The sequence below is a fragment of the Hymenobacter koreensis genome (assembly GCF_039541855.1).
Lineage (GTDB): Bacteria > Bacteroidota > Bacteroidia > Cytophagales > Hymenobacteraceae > Solirubrum > Solirubrum koreensis.
On record NZ_BAABHA010000002.1, the window covers coordinates 517,294 to 534,103 of the forward strand.

16 protein-coding genes are annotated in these 16,810 nt (G+C 59.3%); 12 read left to right on the forward strand and 4 right to left on the reverse strand.

All coding sequences use genetic code 11. The features are described 5' to 3' along the window. Window positions 1-57 precede the first annotated feature (57 nt). From ABD903_RS05075 to ABD903_RS05090, 4 genes are all read left to right on the forward strand, one after another. Window positions 58-1,362: a dihydroorotase gene (locus tag ABD903_RS05075; RefSeq protein ID WP_345221979.1), complete on the forward strand. Its 1,305-nt coding sequence runs from the start codon at window positions 58-60 to the stop codon at window positions 1,360-1,362. 75 nt (window positions 1,363-1,437) lie between these two features. Beyond that, window positions 1,438-1,965 (forward strand): 5-(carboxyamino)imidazole ribonucleotide mutase, encoded by a 528-nt coding sequence (purE, locus tag ABD903_RS05080; RefSeq protein WP_345221980.1) that lies wholly within the window; start codon window positions 1,438-1,440, stop codon window positions 1,963-1,965. Window positions 1,966-1,988: 23 nt separating this feature from the next. Then, a complete protein-coding gene (locus tag ABD903_RS05085; protein WP_345221982.1) occupies window positions 1,989-3,212 on the forward strand; it encodes a 5-(carboxyamino)imidazole ribonucleotide synthase in 1,224 nt (407 codons plus the stop codon). A gap of 673 nt (window positions 3,213-3,885) precedes the next feature. Next, complete coding sequence (locus tag ABD903_RS05090) at window positions 3,886-4,143, forward strand: OmpA family protein (RefSeq protein WP_345221983.1); 258 nt, start codon at window positions 3,886-3,888, stop codon at window positions 4,141-4,143. Window positions 4,144-4,217: 74 nt separating this feature from the next. Here ABD903_RS05090 and ABD903_RS05095 read toward each other — a convergent pair whose 3' ends face one another. After that, complete coding sequence (locus ABD903_RS05095) at window positions 4,218-4,751, reverse strand: DUF6584 family protein (RefSeq protein WP_345221985.1); 534 nt, start codon at window positions 4,749-4,751, stop codon at window positions 4,218-4,220. A 79-nt stretch (window positions 4,752-4,830) separates the two neighbouring features. On the opposite strand from ABD903_RS05095, the gene ABD903_RS05100 reads away from it, so the two are divergent. From ABD903_RS05100 to ABD903_RS05125, 6 genes are all read left to right on the forward strand, one after another. After that, window positions 4,831-5,484: a LutC/YkgG family protein gene (locus ABD903_RS05100; protein ID WP_345221987.1), complete on the forward strand. Its 654-nt coding sequence runs from the start codon at window positions 4,831-4,833 to the stop codon at window positions 5,482-5,484. Beyond that, the gene (locus ABD903_RS05105) at window positions 5,468-6,262 is read left to right on the forward strand and encodes a UDP-2,3-diacylglucosamine diphosphatase (protein WP_345221989.1); all 795 of its coding nucleotides are present in this window, start codon (window positions 5,468-5,470) and stop codon (window positions 6,260-6,262) included. The genes ABD903_RS05100 and ABD903_RS05105 overlap by 17 nt, the downstream gene beginning before the upstream one ends. Window positions 6,263-6,281: 19 nt before the next feature. Then, a complete protein-coding gene (locus ABD903_RS05110; RefSeq protein ID WP_345221991.1) occupies window positions 6,282-7,184 on the forward strand; it encodes a hypothetical protein in 903 nt (300 codons plus the stop codon). Window positions 7,185-7,346: 162 nt separating this feature from the next. After that, entirely contained in the window at window positions 7,347-8,333 is a 987-nt protein-coding gene (locus ABD903_RS05115) for a ComEA family DNA-binding protein (RefSeq protein WP_345221993.1), read from the forward strand. Window positions 8,334-8,504: 171 nt separating this feature from the next. Beyond that, window positions 8,505-9,374: a hypothetical protein gene (locus ABD903_RS05120; protein ID WP_345221995.1), complete on the forward strand. Its 870-nt coding sequence runs from the start codon at window positions 8,505-8,507 to the stop codon at window positions 9,372-9,374. 107 nt (window positions 9,375-9,481) lie between these two features. Next, window positions 9,482-10,363, forward strand: coding sequence for an SDR family oxidoreductase (locus tag ABD903_RS05125; protein WP_345221996.1), 882 nt, complete (start codon window positions 9,482-9,484; stop codon window positions 10,361-10,363). A 110-nt stretch (window positions 10,364-10,473) separates the two neighbouring features. On the opposite strand, the gene ABD903_RS05130 is transcribed toward ABD903_RS05125, so the two are convergent. From ABD903_RS05130 to ABD903_RS05140, 3 genes are all read right to left on the reverse strand, one after another. Beyond that, complete coding sequence (locus tag ABD903_RS05130; RefSeq protein WP_345221998.1) at window positions 10,474-12,186, reverse strand: hypothetical protein; 1,713 nt, start codon at window positions 12,184-12,186, stop codon at window positions 10,474-10,476. Window positions 12,187-12,410: 224 nt separating this feature from the next. Beyond that, window positions 12,411-12,914: a gliding motility lipoprotein GldH gene (locus tag ABD903_RS05135; RefSeq protein ID WP_345222000.1), complete on the reverse strand. Its 504-nt coding sequence runs from the start codon at window positions 12,912-12,914 to the stop codon at window positions 12,411-12,413. A gap of 1 nt (window position 12,915) precedes the next feature. Next, window positions 12,916-14,448, reverse strand: coding sequence for a PSP1 domain-containing protein (locus ABD903_RS05140; RefSeq protein WP_345222002.1), 1,533 nt, complete (start codon window positions 14,446-14,448; stop codon window positions 12,916-12,918). A 449-nt stretch (window positions 14,449-14,897) separates the two neighbouring features. On the opposite strand from ABD903_RS05140, the gene ABD903_RS05145 reads away from it, so the two are divergent. After that, window positions 14,898-15,710 carry a M57 family metalloprotease gene (locus tag ABD903_RS05145; RefSeq protein WP_345222004.1) on the forward strand — a complete coding sequence of 271 codons (813 nt, stop codon included), beginning with the start codon at window positions 14,898-14,900 and terminating at the stop codon, window positions 15,708-15,710. A gap of 250 nt (window positions 15,711-15,960) precedes the next feature. After that, window positions 15,961-16,764: a M57 family metalloprotease gene (locus ABD903_RS05150; RefSeq protein WP_345222006.1), complete on the forward strand. Its 804-nt coding sequence runs from the start codon at window positions 15,961-15,963 to the stop codon at window positions 16,762-16,764. Window positions 16,765-16,810: the final 46 nt, after the last annotated feature.

Consider the following 16,810-nt stretch of genomic DNA (forward strand, 5'->3'; position numbering starts at 1 on the left):
ATCTTTAACAGTCAGAACACCCACAATTCCTTGCCGGTTTACAGCACTCATCAATCCATGCTCCTCCTACAAAACGCCCGCATCGCCTCCGAAAATTCACCTGTGCTTCTCGAGAGTGATGTTCTGATTGTCGAAGGAAAAATTCAGCACATCGGCAGCAGCCTGGCCATTCCCGAGGGCGCCCGGGTCATCGACGCACGTGGCCGGGTTCTTATGCCGGCCATGTTTGATGCCCACGTCCATTTCCGCGCCCCTGGCTTCGAGAACAAGGAAACCATCACCACGGGCAGCGAAGCGGCCATCAACGGCGGCGTGACCGGCGTGGTCATGATGCCCAATACCCGCCCGGCCCTTGACTCGGCAACCGCGGTAGACACCGTGCTGGAAAATGCCAGACACCGGTCCCGCATTCCGGTGTATACCTCTGGCTGCGTTACCAAGAACCGCGAGGGCAAGGAACTGGCCGAAATCGAGGGCATGCGTGCGCTTGGGGTGAAAATGCTCACCGACGACGGGGACACCACCAGCGACCCGGCGGTGCTGCTGCGGGCGATGCAGTACGCCACCGAGTTTGGGATGTTTTTCGCCAGCCATTGCGAGGTACCGGAACTGGCCGGGCTGCGCGCCCTGAACGAAGGGGTGATGAGTTACCGGCTCGGCATTAAAGGTTCGCCGGCCTGCGCGGAGGAAATTATCATCGACCGCGACATTCGTCTGGCCCGGGCGGCGGGCGCGCACATTCACATCCAGCATGTGTCCAGCAAGCTCGGCATGGAAACCATCCGCTGGTGGAAATCCCGCGGCGATGTGAAGGTGACGGCGGAAGTAGCCCCGCACCACCTGTTGTTCACCGACGAGCACATCGGCGACTACGATACGAACTACAAGATGAACCCGCCGCTGCGCACGCAGGCCGATTGTGATGCGCTGCTCGAAGGGCTCAAAGAAGGCGTCTTCGACCTCATTGCCACCGACCACGCGCCGCACACCCCATTCGAAAAAGCCCAGGATTTCATTAGCGCGCCCAATGGCATCACCGGCCTGGATACGGCCTTGGTGTCGCTCTATCACTTCTTCGTCAGAACCGGAAAATTCGGGTGGGACCTGGTGGTGAAGCGCTATTCGGCCGAGCCCCGCCGCCTGATGGGCCTGCCGGTACCCACTATCGAAGTCGGTCAAACAGCCGATTGCGTCTTATTTGATACCGAAGCGGAAACCACCTTCACGAAGGAGTTCATGAAATCCAAATCCCAGAACACGCCCTTCATCGATCAGACGCTGAAAGGCCGGGTAGACTTGGTGATTTTGGGCACGGAACTCCTGCTGGAGCGCGAACAGCTAGTTGAGCTGTCCGAAAAATAAGAAGATGATCATACAGCACGCCGCGAACCGAAGGCCGGCGTAGCCAAGCATGACGTTCTATAAAGCTTACTTGACATGAGTACCCTTTTGACCTCCGACAACGTAAGCGCTGCTCCGCTTAAGCCACTGGTCGGCGTAGTCATGGGTTCCAGCAGCGACTGGAACACCATGCAGCATGCCGTGCTGATCCTCATGCACTTTGGCGTGGCCCACGAAGCGCGCGTGGTATCGGCCCACCGCATGCCCGACGACTTGTTTGCGTACGCCGAACAAGCCGGCCCGCGCGGCATGCAGGCCATCATTGCCGGGGCGGGGGGCGCCGCTCACTTGCCGGGCATGATGGCCGCCAAAACCACGGTGCCCGTGTTGGGGGTGCCGGTGGCCAGTCGCCATTTGCAGGGGGTGGACTCGCTGCACAGCATCGTACAAATGCCCAAAGGGGTACCCGTGGCCACGTTTGCTATCGGCGATGCCGGAGCAGCCAATGCCGCGCTGTTCGCGGTCAGCATGCTGGCCCTGCACGACCCGGGTCTGGCGACCAAGCTGCAGGCGTTTCGCGCAGAACAAACCGAAGCCGCTCGCGCCATGACGCTGCCGGTATGAACAACAGAATTCACGCTGAAGCTATGAGCCCGATTTACCCAGGCAGTGTGGACGCCGCAGGCCAGCGGGCCACCCTGGGGGTGTTGGGAGGCGGCCAACTGGGCCGGATGTTTGTGCATGCCGCCCAGCGCCTGGGGTACTTTACTGCCGTGCTGGAGCCCGACGCGCAAAGCCCGGCCGGACTGGTAAGTCACCACCACATCCAGTCCGGCTACGACGACCCGGCCGGACTGGCCCAACTGGCTCAGCGGTGCCAGGCCATCACCACTGAGTTTGAAAATGTGCCGGCCCAGACCCTGCAAACGCTGGCCCTGGCCCGGCCCGTGGCGCCGAGCGCGGCCGTGGTGGGCATTGCGCAAAACCGCATCGAGGAAAAAGCCCACTTCACGGTTTGCGCCGACGTGTCGGGGGTGAGCTGCGCGCCCTATGCGGTGATTGAAACGCCGGATCAGCTGCGGGCCGTCCAGGTCGAGCGGGCTGATTTGCTGCCCGGCATCCTGAAAACCGCGCGCATGGGCTACGACGGCAAGGGGCAGGTGCGCGTCAGAACTACCGTTGAACTGGCCGCTGCCTGGGCGGAGTTGGGCGGCGTTGCCTGCGTGCTGGAAAAGATGCTGCCGCTCACCGCCGAGTGTTCGGTGCTGGTAGCGCGCGGCTGGGATGGGCAAGTCGTCAGCTTTGCTCCGCAGCGTAACGTGCACGTTGATGGCATTTTGGCCGTGACCCACGCGCACGAGGGAAATATGCCGCCCGCCCTAGCCACCAGGGCCCGCGACGCGGCCGTTTCCATCGCGCAGCATCTCGGCTACGTTGGGGTGCTGTGCGTCGAGTTTTTTGTGGTGGACGACGGCAGCGAGTCCGGTGGCCTAGTGGTCAACGAAATGGCCCCGCGCCCACACAACAGCGGCCACTACACCTTGGACGCCTGCGACGCGTCGCAGTTTGACCTGCAAGTCCACGCCATGGCGGGCTTGCCCTTGCCGAAGCCGCGCCAGCATTCCCCAGCCATCATGCTCAACCTGCTGGGCGAGGTGTGGTTTGATGCCAGCGGCGGTCGGCGTGAGCCGGACTGGCCCGCCGTGCTGAGTTTGCCAGGAACCCACCTGCACCTGTACGGCAAGTTGGACGCACGCGTAGGGCGCAAGATGGGCCATCTGACCATCACCGGCCCGGATGTCGCCGGTGTCAAAACCGTGGCGAGGAGCGCCGCTGTTCTGCTCGGCCTACCGGGGCTGGACGCCATCTAGGTACCGTTGTCTGCTCTTGACCATTTTGGTACCCGCTGCTTCACGGCTTGCTGCTGGCTACTCTAGCCATCACCTAAGGCCTTGGCTTTGGCCTAACGGGATATCGACACCTATCACTGTTGCAGTCCTTTCAAGAGAGTATGGACAGCGGTAGTTTCGGCGAATGCACCGCCCCACGAATTAAGTCAAAACGAATGTAAACCTGTCTAACCTCACGCGCTAGGGCGCCTGAGTCGAAGACGCGACAACCACTTGTTTGCCAACGCGGAGCTTTACCGCTTGCGAACCGGCATTCCGTGGTGCGCGACCTGCTCGATCGGTTCAGCCCTTGGAATACGGTGGCCCGGCGCTTTCGCCGCTGGGCAAAGACCTTGGTGCGGAAAGCAATGCTTCAGTTTGTGCAGGAGCCCGACTATACTTGGGTACTGGTAAATTCGACTGGAGTCAAGGCCCACAAAGCAGACGCCTGACAAAAAAGTACGGATGCGGCTGAAGGCTTGAGCCGCATCCGGGGCGGGTTTTTCACTAAGTTACACGCCGTTGTCGACGCACTGGGCAACTGCCTGCACTTACTGATGCCACCGGCCGGCCCGCTGGGCCAATTGTACCCATCTACCCGCGTTGCAGCATCCTCCCGGAGCCGTGGTCGCCGACAAAGCCCGACACTATCGCCGTGTTGCAGGCCATTGGGCAAGGCAACGCCGAGTCAGTCACTCCTCCCAAGACCCGCCGCAACAAGTGCCACGCCTACAACAAAGACCTTTCGCAGCGCCGCGCCAAGGCCGTGGTGGACTACCTCACTGGCAAAGGCGTAGCGGCCTCGCGGCTGACTTCGGCGGGATATGGCGACACGCAGCCGGTGTCGAGCAACAGCACCAAAGAAGGCCGGCAGCTGAACCGCCGGACGGAGTTTAAGGTGCTGGGCAAGTAATACCCCCCTTTAATACACAGAAGTCATTCTGCCCGCTGAAGCAGCGCTTTTTTTTGGCATTGGGTGCCCTTCGCTCATGTATCGCCGGGAGGCTTTAACCCAAATTTGTCGAGCTGGCTCTTAAAAGCCGTCAGGAAGTTCGGCACATGCCCAAATCGGGCTCCGATTCGGTCGATTAGGTTGGCGTACTGTTGTATGGCGTAGTAATCGAGCGTGTGGTAGCTAAAAAACTGCTGCGGCGTCAGTTTCCGACAAACACCTAGCGGGCAATTGCCTACCGATTGGGTGAAGGCCGCCACCGCTGCCTGCTCGGCTTCGGTTAAGTGCTCTAGTAAGTACCAGTATTTACCAGCCCTGACTAGCTGTCCTGTTTCCATATACAAAGTGGCCAACCGGCGCCGCGTCACGGTATTAAACCAACTCATGCTGCTTTCAAGTCGGCTAATTGCTCGTTCGGTATTTCCGCGGCTGATGTCGTATTCTACCCTCTTCAGCAAACGTTGCCGCAGCAGAGCTCTGTATTGGTCATAGCTGATCTGCCGGCGTGCATACTGGTCAGCTAAGGTTTGACGCCGGCCAAAAGGCCAGGAACGACGTGGGCGTGTCATAACCGATGCGTGATGAAAGGCACTTAAAGGTAAGGTGTTGCTATTATCACTTGCGCCTAACCTGCGTAGCTTTGCACTTATGTCCTCCGAAACGTCCCGCGACATTGTGCTGCGCCGCATCCGCGAGGCCCTGCAGCAGCCCAGCCCGCACCGGCCCGCCACGCCCAATTTCACGGCCCCGCTTTTCCACGCGCCCGCCGATGATTTGACGGTGGTGTTTGCCGAGAGCTTTGTGCGCGTGGGCGGTACGTTCATTTACTGCGCTTCGGAGAATGACTTTTTCGATCAGCTTTTCGCCCTCAAGAAGGAGCGCAACATCGAACACCTGTTTGTGTGGGAGCCGGAGCTAAAGAAGCTGCTGCACACGGCCGGCATCGTATTTACCGGCGACGAAACCGAGTTCATTGCCCACGCCGACGCGGGCCTGACCACCTGCGAGGCCTTGGTAGCGCGCACCGGCTCGGTGCTGATTAGCTCGGCCACGGCCAGCGGCCGGCGCCTGAGCATTTACCCCGATCAGCAACTGGTGCTGGCCCGCGCTTCCCAAATTGTAGCTGACATTGGCGACGCCTTGAAACAAATGGAGGACCAGTACGGCGCCGACAAACTACCGTCCATGTTGTCGTTGGCCACCGGCCCCAGCCGCACCGCCGACATCGAGAAAACACTGGTATTGGGCGCCCACGGCCCGCGCAGTATTACCCTATTCCTGCTCGATGACCTCGGCGCCTAAGCTGCTGCCCACCCTCCCCGATGTGCCACTCGGGCCGGGCCAACGGGTGTACTTCGCGTCCGATTTTCACTTGGGTGCGCCCTCGGCGGCAGCCTCCAAGGAGCGGGAACGGCGCATTGTGCGCTGGCTGGATATGGCCGCGCAGGATGCCGCAGCCATTTACCTCGTCGGCGACATTTTCGACTTTTGGTTTGAGTACCGCCATGCCATTCCGCGCGGCTTTATTCGCCTGCAAGGCAAGCTGGCCGAACTCACCGACCGTGGCATTCCCATTACCTTTTTCACCGGCAACCACGACATGTGGATGTTCGGCTACTTCACCGAGGAGCTGGGCATTCCGGTATTGCGCCACCCGGTTAGCCTGAACATCGGGCCGCACCGCTTCCACATGGGCCACGGCGACGGCCTCGGCCCGAAGGACTACACGTACAAAGTGTTGAAGCGGGTGTTTGCCTCGCCGGTGGCCCAGTGGCTGTTTGCGCGCCTGCACCCTAACTTCGGCATTGGCATTGCCAACGCCTGGAGCCAGCGCAGCCGCATCAGCAACACCGGCAAAGACGACCAATATTTCGGCGACGACGAGTGGCTGCTGGTGTATTGCCGCGAGCTGGAAAAGCGCATTCACCACGACTACTATGTTTTCGGGCACCGCCACTTGCCGCTGGACGTGGAAGTGGGCGCCGGCAGCCGTTACGTAAACTTGGGCGAATGGGTCAATTATTGTACCTACGCGGTGTATGACGGACAGCAGCTCAGCCTGGAACATTTTAAAGGGTAAACCGCGCCGCGCGGTTTGGATGCTGCCGTTGCTGCTCGTTACGGCGGGTGCTTGGGCCCAAACGGCCACCACGCCGCCTTCGGCGCCGGCTGCCGTACGTCCGCCGGCCCAGGCCACGGCCCGGCCCGCCGAAACCGTTACCGCCACGCCCGCTGCCCCCCATGCCTGGAAATTGGTGCGCACCATTGCGTTGGCCAAGCCTGGACCGGCGTCGCTCGACCGGCGCGGCAACCTCTACGTAACCGACGCCAAAAACAACCTGCGGCAGTTTACCGCCGACGGCCAGCCGCTGGCCGTGTACTCGCCGCCGCTGCCGGGACACACGGCGCAGGTAGAGGCCTGGAACACCACTAAAATCATGGTGTTTTATGACGACCGGCAGGAGCTGCTGTTCCTCGACCGTTTTCTGGCGCCCATTTCCAGTACCCGCCTCTCTACCCTCTCCGACGGCCAGATCCGCACTGCCACGCTGGCCCCCGACGAGAACCTATGGCTGCTCAACGAAAGCGACCTGCGCCTTTCCCAGTACAATCCGCCGCAGCAACGCTTCAGCATTAACACCCCGCTGGATTTGCTGCTGGGCCGCAACAAGCCCGATTTCCGCTTTCTGCGAGAGTACCAGAACAACCTTTACCTCGTCGACCACAACTCCGACGTTTGGGTGTTCGACAACCTAGGAAACTTCCGCAAGCGCCTGCCTTTTCAGGGCTTGAACGCTCTCGGCTTTCGCGGCGACGAGCTGTACTTCCTGAAGGATAACCAGCTGCACTTCTTCCACCTGTATCAGCTCAAGGAACGCACCCAGCCGTTGCCAACGCCCCCCGACGCCGTGGTGAGCCAGGTGCTGGTGGGCGAGCAGTTCGCTTACTGTTTTCTGCCCGAGGGGGTAGCCGTTTACCAGCTGCCCGTTATTCGGCCTTAGTCCGACGGGTGACGGTGCCGTTTTCAGCCCGCACTGGCGGTTAGCATAGCAAAGTATCTATTCGATTCGCTTATTTACAGCCCGCCCGGCTTGGGTGTGCAGGCGAATTCTGCCCGCCAGGTATTTACAGTTGATTTATCAGCACGCTTTGTTGTTACCCTAATGTCTTTACTTACGCCGCTCCGCCGCTTAGTGCGTAGGCATTTTGGCTTTTCCCGCGCCGAAACCAACGGTTTCGCGGTATTGCTCCTGTTGTTACTGGCACTGCTGGCCGCGCCTCTGTATTTGCGCCCGGCCCTGCCCCGCTACGCCCCCGCTGCCGACCGGCGCCAACTCGATGCCGTAGCGGCTGAGTTGGCCGCGCAGCGCCCAACTACTGCTTCCCGCTTCCCTAGCTCCCGTTTTCCGAAGCGGCCGCGCTACGCTGCGGTAGAACAAGTAGCACTTTCTCCCTTCGACCCGAACACGCTGGATGAAACCGGCTGGCAGGCCCGTGGCTTGCCCCATTACTTAGCCCAGCGTCTAGTGCGCTACGGGTCGGCCATCGGTGGTTTCAAGGCGAAAGAACAACTGCGCAAAGCCTACGGGTTCGAGGAGCATTACGCCCGCCTCGCCCCGTACATCCAACTACCCGATCAGCTTCCCCCACGCACCGCCAAAACCTACGCCAGCCGCTACCCCGCGCGCGGCTCCGACTCGGCGCGGTTTGCCTCTTCCAGGTTTCCGCGCAAGCCTAAAAATCTGGCCGCTTTTGATCTGAATACAGCCGACACCACCCAACTCATGCAGATCCGCGGTATTGGGCGGCGCATGGCAGCTCGGGTAATAGAGCACCGCGAACGTCTGGGCGGCTTTTTAGCGGTAAACCAAACCGGCGAAATTTACAGCCTGCGCGACGCGCCCGACCTCGTGGACAGCCTGCGCAAGTACACGTTTGTACGGGCCGGTTTTGAGCCCGCACCGCTGAACATTAACGGCGGTACGTTCGAGGATTTGTACCCGCACCCGTACGTGGGCAAGCGGTTAGCCCGCATTATCGTGGCGTACCGGGCCCAGCACGGCCCGTTCAAACAAGCTGCCGATTTACGCCAGATTCGCCTGCTCGACGACGAAACCTACCAAAAGCTGCTGCCCTACCTGCGCTTTTAAGGCCTCGCGCACAAAGTCAACGCCCAGCATTTGAGGTAAAACGTGGCCCTGGCAGCGTGTTTCTTTAAGGGAACAAGCGGCAATGGGCAGCCAAGCGGCGCGGCCCTGCGTAAGCGCATTCCAGACGGGCTATATAGTCTCGTCGATTTCGTTCACCTTATCCCTTGCCCTATGCTTTTCGTCCTTCGCGACAAGCTTGTTCCCATTTTCATCTTCCTGCAGTCGGTGCTGTGTGGCTGTGCCCCCAACGACGAGCGTGGCAATTTCGACCGCGTTTCGCAGGCGTATGAAATCAAGCAGGTAGGGCGCTTGCAACGCGACGAAGTAGTGGAAAGCTCCGGCCTTGCCCTGGCTAATCCCGAAGGCGACTTATGGACCCACGGCGACGGCGGCAACACCAGTAACCTGTACTTGGTGACCCCGCAGGGTGACCGGCTACGCACCCTGCCGGTACGCGGCGCCCACAACATCGACTGGGAGGACTTGGCCCAGGACCGTAAGCGCGGCCACTTGTACATCGGCGACTTTGGCAACAATGCCAACAAGCGCCGCGACCTGTGCATTTACCGCCTCAGCGGCCCGCAGTTTACCCAGGTAGATACCATTTCCTTCAGCTACCCCGATCAGCGCAGGTTTCCGCCCAAGAAACCCAACCGCAACTTCGACTGCGAGGCCTTCTTCTTCCGCGACGATAGCCTGTACCTGTTCACGAAAAACCGCGGCAAGGGCAACTGGGTAAAAGAGTACCACTTGCCCGCCCGTCCCGGTACGCACGTTGCCCGGCTGGTCGATAGCATCCGTGTGAATACCTGGATTACGGCCGCCGATATCAGCCCCGATGGACGCACGGTTGCTTTACTGGGTTACGGCCACGTGTACCTGATTCAGCCCCAGCCCGGCCAAAAACTTTTCAGCGGGGCGAAGAGCTGTTTGCCCGTTCCCACCAGCGGCCAGGCCGAGGCGCTCGTGTTTGTAAACGACCGCGACTTCGTGCTCAGCAACGAAAAAGGCCGGCTGTTTCGGGCTAACTTAAAGCAGTAACAGCGGCTACTTTCCAGCGGGCTAAGCAATTTTTTCGCAGGCTTTTCCTTTTCTCGGGCCGGTTTAAAGGCCGGCTGTTTTGGCAATTCTTTTCTAGCTAAACCGCCATGAACACTGAAATTATTCTGGTAACGGGCGCCACCGGCACGGTGGGCTCGGAAGTAGTACGGGCCCTAACTAACCGCGGCGCCACCGTGCGCGCGGGCGTCCACTCCATCATCAAAGGCGACCGGCTTAAGCACATCAACCCCGAGGTGCAGCTGGTAGAAATCGACTTCGAGCGGCCCGAAACACTTACGCCGGCCTTTACCGGCGTCGATCGAGTTTTCCTGCTTACTCCTTTCACGCTGAACCAAGTGGAGTTAGCGCGCCAATTAATTGACGCAGCCAAAGCAGCCGGCGTGAAGCAGGTGGTGCGCCTCTCGGCCTTGGGTGCCGATGCCGAGCCCGGCATTCAGCTGGGCCGCTGGCACCGCGAAATTGAGCGGTACCTGGAGCTAAGCGGGTTATCGTACGTGATTCTACGCCCCGGCAGCTTCATGCAGAACTTCGCTACTTATCAGGCTGAAGGCATTCAACAGCACGGAGCCATACATATGCCGCTAGGCGAAGGCCGCATCAGCTACATCGATGTGCAGGACATTGCCGCGGTAGCCGCCGCTATTCTCACCGACGACCCGGCCCGGCACCACGGGCAGGCGTACGCGCTTACCGGACCGCAGGCGCTATCGGGCCACGAAGTAGCCCAGGCCATTGGGCAAGCGGTCGGGCGCGAAGTGCGCTACATTGACTTGCCCGAAGAAGCCGCCCGCCAAGCTATGCAAGGTGCGCCGCAGTGGATGACAGATGCCATGATAGAATTGAACGCCGTAGGCAAAGCCGGTTATTCGGCTACTGTAACGTCTGATGTGGAGCAACTGGCCGGCCGGCCGGCGCGCACCATCGCGGAATTTGCCCGCGACAACCGCCAGGCTTTCGTGCCTGCCTAGCACCCAGGTCTGCTAACCTGACTACAGCTTCATAATCCAGCTTATTCGCTTTACAAAAAAAGGCTTCCCGCAGTGCGGAAAGCCTTTTTACTTATTGCCTAACAGAGGTGTTAGTAACGGTCGTCGTTGTCGCGGCCGCTGTTGCGACGCGGCATGGAGCCGTAGTCGGAATCGTCGTTCGATTCGTTGCGGAAGTTGCTGCGGTTACCTTGGCCGTAATTACGGTTGCGGTCCTGCGAGTCATAATCACCGCGCGAGGCCGAACCCATACGCGAGTTGCGGCTCGAGGAATCGTACTCGTCGTTGTACGAACCACCGCGCGAGCCGTAGCCTTCACTGGAGTTGCCGCCGTAACCGCCGCGGCCTTCGTTGTAACCGCTGCGCGAACCGTAATTCTCCTGCTGCGAGCCGTACGACGAGCCCGAACGGCCCGAGCCATAACGGTCGTCGTTGTAACCGCCGCCGTAGCCGCCGCCCATGTTGCCGCCGCTCATGCCGCGATTACCACGGCCGTACTCGTCGCCGCCTTGCTGCGAGTTGCCGCCGTAATTACGGCCGCTATAGTCGCCGCCTTGCGAGCCGTAAGTGCCCTGGTAACCGCCGCCCATTGACTGGCCGCGGCCCGAGCCCTGATTGTCGTAGCCACCACGCGAGGAACGATTGTCTTCACGCTGGTTGCGGCTGCCGTATTGGTTGTCATCGTCTTGGCCGTAACCGCCACGCATGCCTTGGCCACCGCGGTTGCTCATGCCACCACCCATAGATGAACGGCCGTAGTCTTCGCTGTATCCTTGGCTGCGGCCGTACTGGGAGCCGTTGTCGTTCATGTTGTTGCCGTAGTCGCTGCGGCCCATGCCCGATTGCTGGCGGCCCTGGTTGCCCTGGCCACCTTGGTTGCTCATGCCGCCTTGGTTGCCGTAACCGCGCTCCTGGTAGCCGTACGAATCGCGCTGGCCGTAACCGCTGCCCATAGAGCCTTGGTTGCTCATGCCTTGCGAGTTGCGACCGTAGTCGCCGCTATAGCCGCCTTGCGAGTTGTAGCTGGTGCCGCCGCCCGAGTTTTCGTCGCGGCCGTTGTACTGGCCGTACGAGTTGCCCTGGCTGCCGCGGTTGTATTCGTCTTGGCCGTAGCCACCACCGCGCGAGCGGGTGTCGAAGTCGCGGTTCTGGTTGCCGTAGCCGCCCTGGGTGTTGCCGTAGCCACCCTGGCTGCCGTATTCGCCGCGGCTGGCGCCGCTGTACATGTTCTCGTCGCGGTTGCGGTCGTTGTGGCTTCCTTCCATGCTATTGCCGAAGTTGCCGCCGTAGTTGCCCTGGCCGCCTTGCTGGCCGCCCGAAGTCGACTGGGACGACTGCATGTCCTGATCTTGGTTTTTGGAGCTACGGCTGCTGCTCGACGACGTGGAAGCGCCTTTCGCGCTGCCGCCCGACTTCTTGCCCGTAGCCGACGAGGTGGTGCTGCCGGTAGCACCCATGCTACCCGACGACTTGCTGCCTGCCGATTTGCTGCTAGAGCCACCGGACTTGCTGCCCGAAGCCGAACTGCCCGATTTGCTGGAAGTAGAGCTGGTTTTGCTGCCGCTTCCCGACACTGCGCCTTGGCCCATGCTGGTTGCAGAATCGGCCAGGGACTGGCTGGAAACACTCGAGCCTGACGAACGGCCACTATCGGTGCTGCCGCTGGTCAGGCCCGAGGTGGAACCAGACTGATTGGTGCCGGAATTCATTCCGCCCGACATGCTGCCGGAAGCCGAATTACCCGACTGCATCGAACCCGTATTCTGGTTCTTGGCGTCGTTCTGATTTTTTGTGTTGTCAGCCATGATTAGAGTGTTTTGGTTAGAAGATGGGGAAACAAAAAGTGCTTACTCTATACGCTGTGGCTGTTGCGGAGTTCAGGTTTTGCCTTGTTTTGTCCCATCTTTTGCCTTGCATTCCGCCTCGTTTCCACGGACTTAAACATCCCGATAAACGTCTCTTAGGAGGCAAACAAAACGGGCCACTTCCGCACTGGAAGTGGCCCGTTTTGTTTGTAAAAAATGCCGATTTATTGCGCGTCGGCGTTTTTTCCGTCGACGGTAGCCACGCGTACACCTACAGCCATAATGCCCGGCAGTACATCTTGGCGCATGTACTGTTCGAGCACGATTTTGTAAGTACCAGCCTGATCAAAACGTTGTTTGGGCAAGGCCAGAAACTGATGGTCAAAAATGTCGCCGGTGCCCTTGCCCCGCGGCTCGCCCGTTTTGGGGTCCATCAGAATCATGTGGTGCAGCAGCTGCGACACGGGCAAGCCATCGGGTCCGGAGAGCGTGTGCCGCATGTACAGGTTATAATACCCGTAGGCCGAGGCATTACGCACGTTGAAATACACGTCGTAGAGCTGCGTGGTATCCTGAATCTCAAACTCGAACACCGGCTTGTTCTGCACCGACCACGCGTAGTCGGGCAAGTCGATATTGGTTTCGTAAATCCGGTTAGGGTCGCAGGCAACGAGCGGCAACAACAGCAGCGCCCACAACAGGCGGCGAAAAGCAAATGTGTGCATCATGCTAGGAACCAGCCGGAGGTGGAGTGGGAGAGCCGCCTTCGGCCGCGCCGCCACGGCGTCCGCCGCGGCGCGAGCGGCCACCACGGGCCGTCCGCTCAGCGCTGCCATCGGCCGAACCGTTGCCAGGCGCCGGGCCACTACCGCCCTCGGCAGGTGGCGCGGCGTTACGGAAGCGTGGGTCGAAGCGCGGCGTAGGGCGTTCGGGGCGAGGCGCGTCGCTGCTGCCGGCACTGCGCCCGCTCCGGCGGCTGCCCGAACGACCGGGCTTGGGGGGCCGGGCTTCGCCGTTAGTGGGCGTGGCTACTCCCGTGGGCTCGGCGCGGGGCTTGGGCTCCGGCTTGGGCGAAGGCGCCGACTTCGGAACCGTAGCCGTGGGCTTGGGCTGTACGGTAGTAGGAGCAGCGCTGGTGGTCGGCTTCTTTTTGCGTTTGGCTCGCTTGGCACCTTTGATCTTATCGTCGAGGCGGTCCAATGAACCCTCCACGTGGTCTTGCACGCTGGGCGCGGGCGCTACCTCAACTATCGGCAGAATCAGCGTATCGGGCTTTTCGCCGGCTTTGTTCAGGGCCTGAATTTCACGTACGCGCTCGGCACTCAGCATGTGCCAGTTGTTGTCGCCGCGGTACGCAAACCACATGCGCTTTTTGAAGATGTCGGTCTTCTGCAGAAAAGCTTCGCCCTGGGCTGTTTGCAGCGGGCGCGCCACCTGCGGAATATCCTTCAGGGCGTCGAGGTAGGTATCCAGCTCGTAGTTCAGGCAGCATTTCAAGCGCCCGCACTGGCCCGAAAGTTTGGCCGGGTTCAGGCTCAGGTTCTGATAACGGGCCGCGGTAGTACTCACGCTCTTGAACTCGGTGAGCCACGTAGAGCAGCACAGCTCCCGCCCGCACGAACCGATACCGCCGAGGCGGCCAGCTTCGTGACGCAGCGAAATCTGACGCATTTCTACGCGCACCCGAAACTCGTCGGCGAGGCGCTTGATCAGGTCTCGGAAATCAACGCGGTCTTCGGCGGAATAAAAGAACGTGGCGCGGGTGCGGTCGGCCTGGTACTCCACGTCGGAGAGCTTCATTTTCAGGCGCAGCTCTTCCACCAAGGAACGGGCCTTGAACATGGTGCCCAGCTCTAGGTTCTGGGCCGCCTCAAACCGCTCGATGTCGTCGGCCGTGGCCACGCGCAAAATGTTGCGAATGTCCTTGTGGTCGACGGGCACCTTTTTCTTGCGCATTTGGAGGCGCACCAATTCACCTTTCAGCGACACATGGCCGATATGCCAGCCGTTGCCGCCCGTATCAACCACCACGGCGTCGCCGGTAACCAGCGCAATGCGGTGGGTATTGCGAAAGAACTCTTTGCGTCCACCTTTAAAGCGGAGCTCTACGAGGTCGAATTCCTTAAAATCGACGGGCAGGTCGAGGTCCTGCAGCCAGTCGAATACATTCAGGCGGTTACAGCCTCCTGATGAACAGCCCCCTTTGGAGCCACAGCCAGACGTTGAGCATCCGCCCCCGCTGGAACATGAAGTGCAAGCCACGGAATAAAGATCTATATGTAAGCGGCTCCCAATACGGGGCCGACGGAAAAAACGGTTCCAAACAAAGATAGCAAAACCCGCGTGGCAGGCTGGTAGTGCCCGGCTGTGGCAAAAGATGCCATTATTGTTACGGCTGAGCTTGCCATAGGCCTGGTTTACGGATAGACTTGGCATACCGTATTACTTCTACTATCCTGCTAAGCTCCAAGGTGCACAACGGTTACTTGCTTTTAATAGCGTCGGGCCTTGATGCTTTAGTGCAAAAAGATGAACAGGGCTCCAAAACCAAGTAAAATCATACCCTGACCTATAAGTCACATGCGCGCCGCACACGCATACTGTTGCAACATTTATAATGTTTCGTAAAAATAATGTTGACTTTGTTAATTTTTCTCCCGACTTTTTGAGCGTTTTCCAACCTAACCACCAAAACCCCAACCAAACACTTTATGAATTTCAAAAAACTCTTACCCGCTCTGTCGATTGCCGCTTGCTCGGTAATGGCCCTATCCTCGTGCTCTAAGAAGGAGGAGGTTCTTGCCAAAGACCAACTTTCACAGGAAACTATCAGCCAGATCCAGAAATTAGGTTTCAGCACTCATGACGCGAAGGCTGTAGAAGGCGGCGTGTTGGTTGAAGGTGACATCATCTTGTCCGACAGCGACCTGAAAGGCAACCTGGATTACCAATTAATGCGCGTAGGCGACGAGGAGCACTACCGTACCACCAACCTAGTTACGGCTAACACCACGCGTACAATTTACGTGGCCGTGTCGAGTTCTTTGCCTTCAGCCTACGTAACGGCCGTTGACGAAGTGGTTCGTCGTTTCAACGCTCAAAACCTGCGTCTGCGCTTCCAGCGTGTGTCGTCGGGTTACAACGTGTTGTTTACCGCTGCTCCTTCGGGCTCGGGCTACTTGGCCTCGGCTGGTTTCCCCTCGGGTGGCAACCCCTACAACCGCGTACAGGTTAACGTAGGCGCCATTGGCACGGCTAACGCCAGCACGTACATTGCTACTATCCTGGCTCACGAACTCGGTCACTGCATCGGTTTCCGCCACACCGACTACGCCAACCGCGCTTACAGCTGCGGCGGTGCTTTCACCAACGAAGGTGCAAGCACGGTGGGTGCCATTTACATTCCCGGCACGCCTTCGGCTTACAACGGCGACTCGTCTTCGTGGATGCTGGCTTGCATCGGCAGCGGTGCTAACCGTCCGTTCAACACGAACGACGTAACGGCATTGAACTACGTGTACTAACCGGCATACAAAACCTTTTGAACAGGGCCCGAACTCGCTGAGTTCGGGCCCTGTTTTTTTGCACTCTACTTCTATACCTATTTTATGATTTCGAACGATATTACTCACAATAAACATATAATCAGTTATATATAACACGTCGCTACGCACAATAAAATTTAAAGTTTTATTGTTTTTCCTTGTCGGCCTCTTATTATTTTCTGAGCTTGGGTAACAGTTCATCTACTTCATCACCCAAACCAAACCGCTCATGTTTGTAAATCGTCTCTTTACTGCTTGCGCAGTACTTGCCCTGTCGGGCTTAAGCTTGGCTTCTTGCCAGAAGAAGGAGGAAGTTCTGACCAATGAACAGGCGTCGGAAGAGGTTCTGACCCAAATTCGCGCGCTGGGCTTCAGCACCGCCGACGTGCAGAAGACCCAAGACGGCTATTTGGTGGAAGGCGACATTATGCTGAGCGCCGCCGACCTGACTGGTTCGTCCAACGCTAAACTGCTCCGCGTGGGCGAAGCCGAGCAATACCGCACCACTAACTTGGTAAATGCCGGCTCGGGCCGCGTTATCAAAATCAGCATTTCGAGCCGGCTACCCGCCTCGTACGTGGCAGGCCTCGATGAGGCCATTAACCGTTATAACGCCGAAAACTTGCTGCTGACATTCCAGCGCGTTTCGTCCGGGGCCGACATTGCGTTGGTAAGCGGCAACGGCCGGTACCTCGCCTCGGCCGGCTTTCCTACTTCGGCTGGCGCTCCGCACAACGAAGTAAAAATCAATGCCCAAGCCATCGGCTCTAACCCAAGTGCCAGCTACCTCGCCACCATTCTGGCCCACGAAATTGGCCACTGCATTGGTTTCCGTCACACCGACTACACCGACCGTTCCTACAGCTGCGGCGGTGCTACTTCCAACGAAGGAGCCAGCACGGTAGGCGCCATTTACATTCCCGGTACGGCCGTGGGCCCCGATCCAAACTCGTGGATGCTGGCCTGCATCGGCTCGGGCCAAAGCCGCCCGTTTAATGCCAACGACAAAACGGCTCTGAACTACTTGTACTAGCCTATTTGCTGTCAGCATAAAAAAGCCCGGTTCCGCACAGGAGCCG

Excerpts from the sequence above, each read along its gene's own strand:
- ABD903_RS05075 (WP_345221979.1), top strand. The coding sequence starts at position 58 with ATGCTCCTCCTACAAAACGCCCGCATCGCCTCCGAAAATTCACCTGTG.
- purE (WP_345221980.1), top strand. The coding sequence starts at position 1,438 with ATGAGTACCCTTTTGACCTCCGACAACGTAAGCGCTGCTCCGCTTAAG.
- ABD903_RS05085 (WP_345221982.1), top strand. The coding sequence starts at position 1,989 with ATGAGCCCGATTTACCCAGGCAGTGTGGACGCCGCAGGCCAGCGGGCC.
- ABD903_RS05095 (WP_345221985.1), bottom strand. The coding sequence starts at position 4,751 with ATGACACGCCCACGTCGTTCCTGGCCTTTTGGCCGGCGTCAAACCTTA.
- ABD903_RS05100 (WP_345221987.1), top strand. The coding sequence starts at position 4,831 with ATGTCCTCCGAAACGTCCCGCGACATTGTGCTGCGCCGCATCCGCGAG.
- ABD903_RS05105 (WP_345221989.1), top strand. The coding sequence starts at position 5,468 with ATGACCTCGGCGCCTAAGCTGCTGCCCACCCTCCCCGATGTGCCACTC.
- ABD903_RS05110 (WP_345221991.1), top strand. The coding sequence starts at position 6,282 with ATGCTGCCGTTGCTGCTCGTTACGGCGGGTGCTTGGGCCCAAACGGCC.
- ABD903_RS05115 (WP_345221993.1), top strand. The coding sequence starts at position 7,347 with ATGTCTTTACTTACGCCGCTCCGCCGCTTAGTGCGTAGGCATTTTGGC.
- ABD903_RS05120 (WP_345221995.1), top strand. The coding sequence starts at position 8,505 with ATGCTTTTCGTCCTTCGCGACAAGCTTGTTCCCATTTTCATCTTCCTG.
- ABD903_RS05125 (WP_345221996.1), top strand. The coding sequence starts at position 9,482 with ATGAACACTGAAATTATTCTGGTAACGGGCGCCACCGGCACGGTGGGC.
- ABD903_RS05130 (WP_345221998.1), bottom strand. The coding sequence starts at position 12,186 with ATGGCTGACAACACAAAAAATCAGAACGACGCCAAGAACCAGAATACG.
- ABD903_RS05135 (WP_345222000.1), bottom strand. The coding sequence starts at position 12,914 with ATGATGCACACATTTGCTTTTCGCCGCCTGTTGTGGGCGCTGCTGTTG.
- ABD903_RS05145 (WP_345222004.1), top strand. The coding sequence starts at position 14,898 with ATGAATTTCAAAAAACTCTTACCCGCTCTGTCGATTGCCGCTTGCTCG.
- ABD903_RS05150 (WP_345222006.1), top strand. The coding sequence starts at position 15,961 with ATGTTTGTAAATCGTCTCTTTACTGCTTGCGCAGTACTTGCCCTGTCG.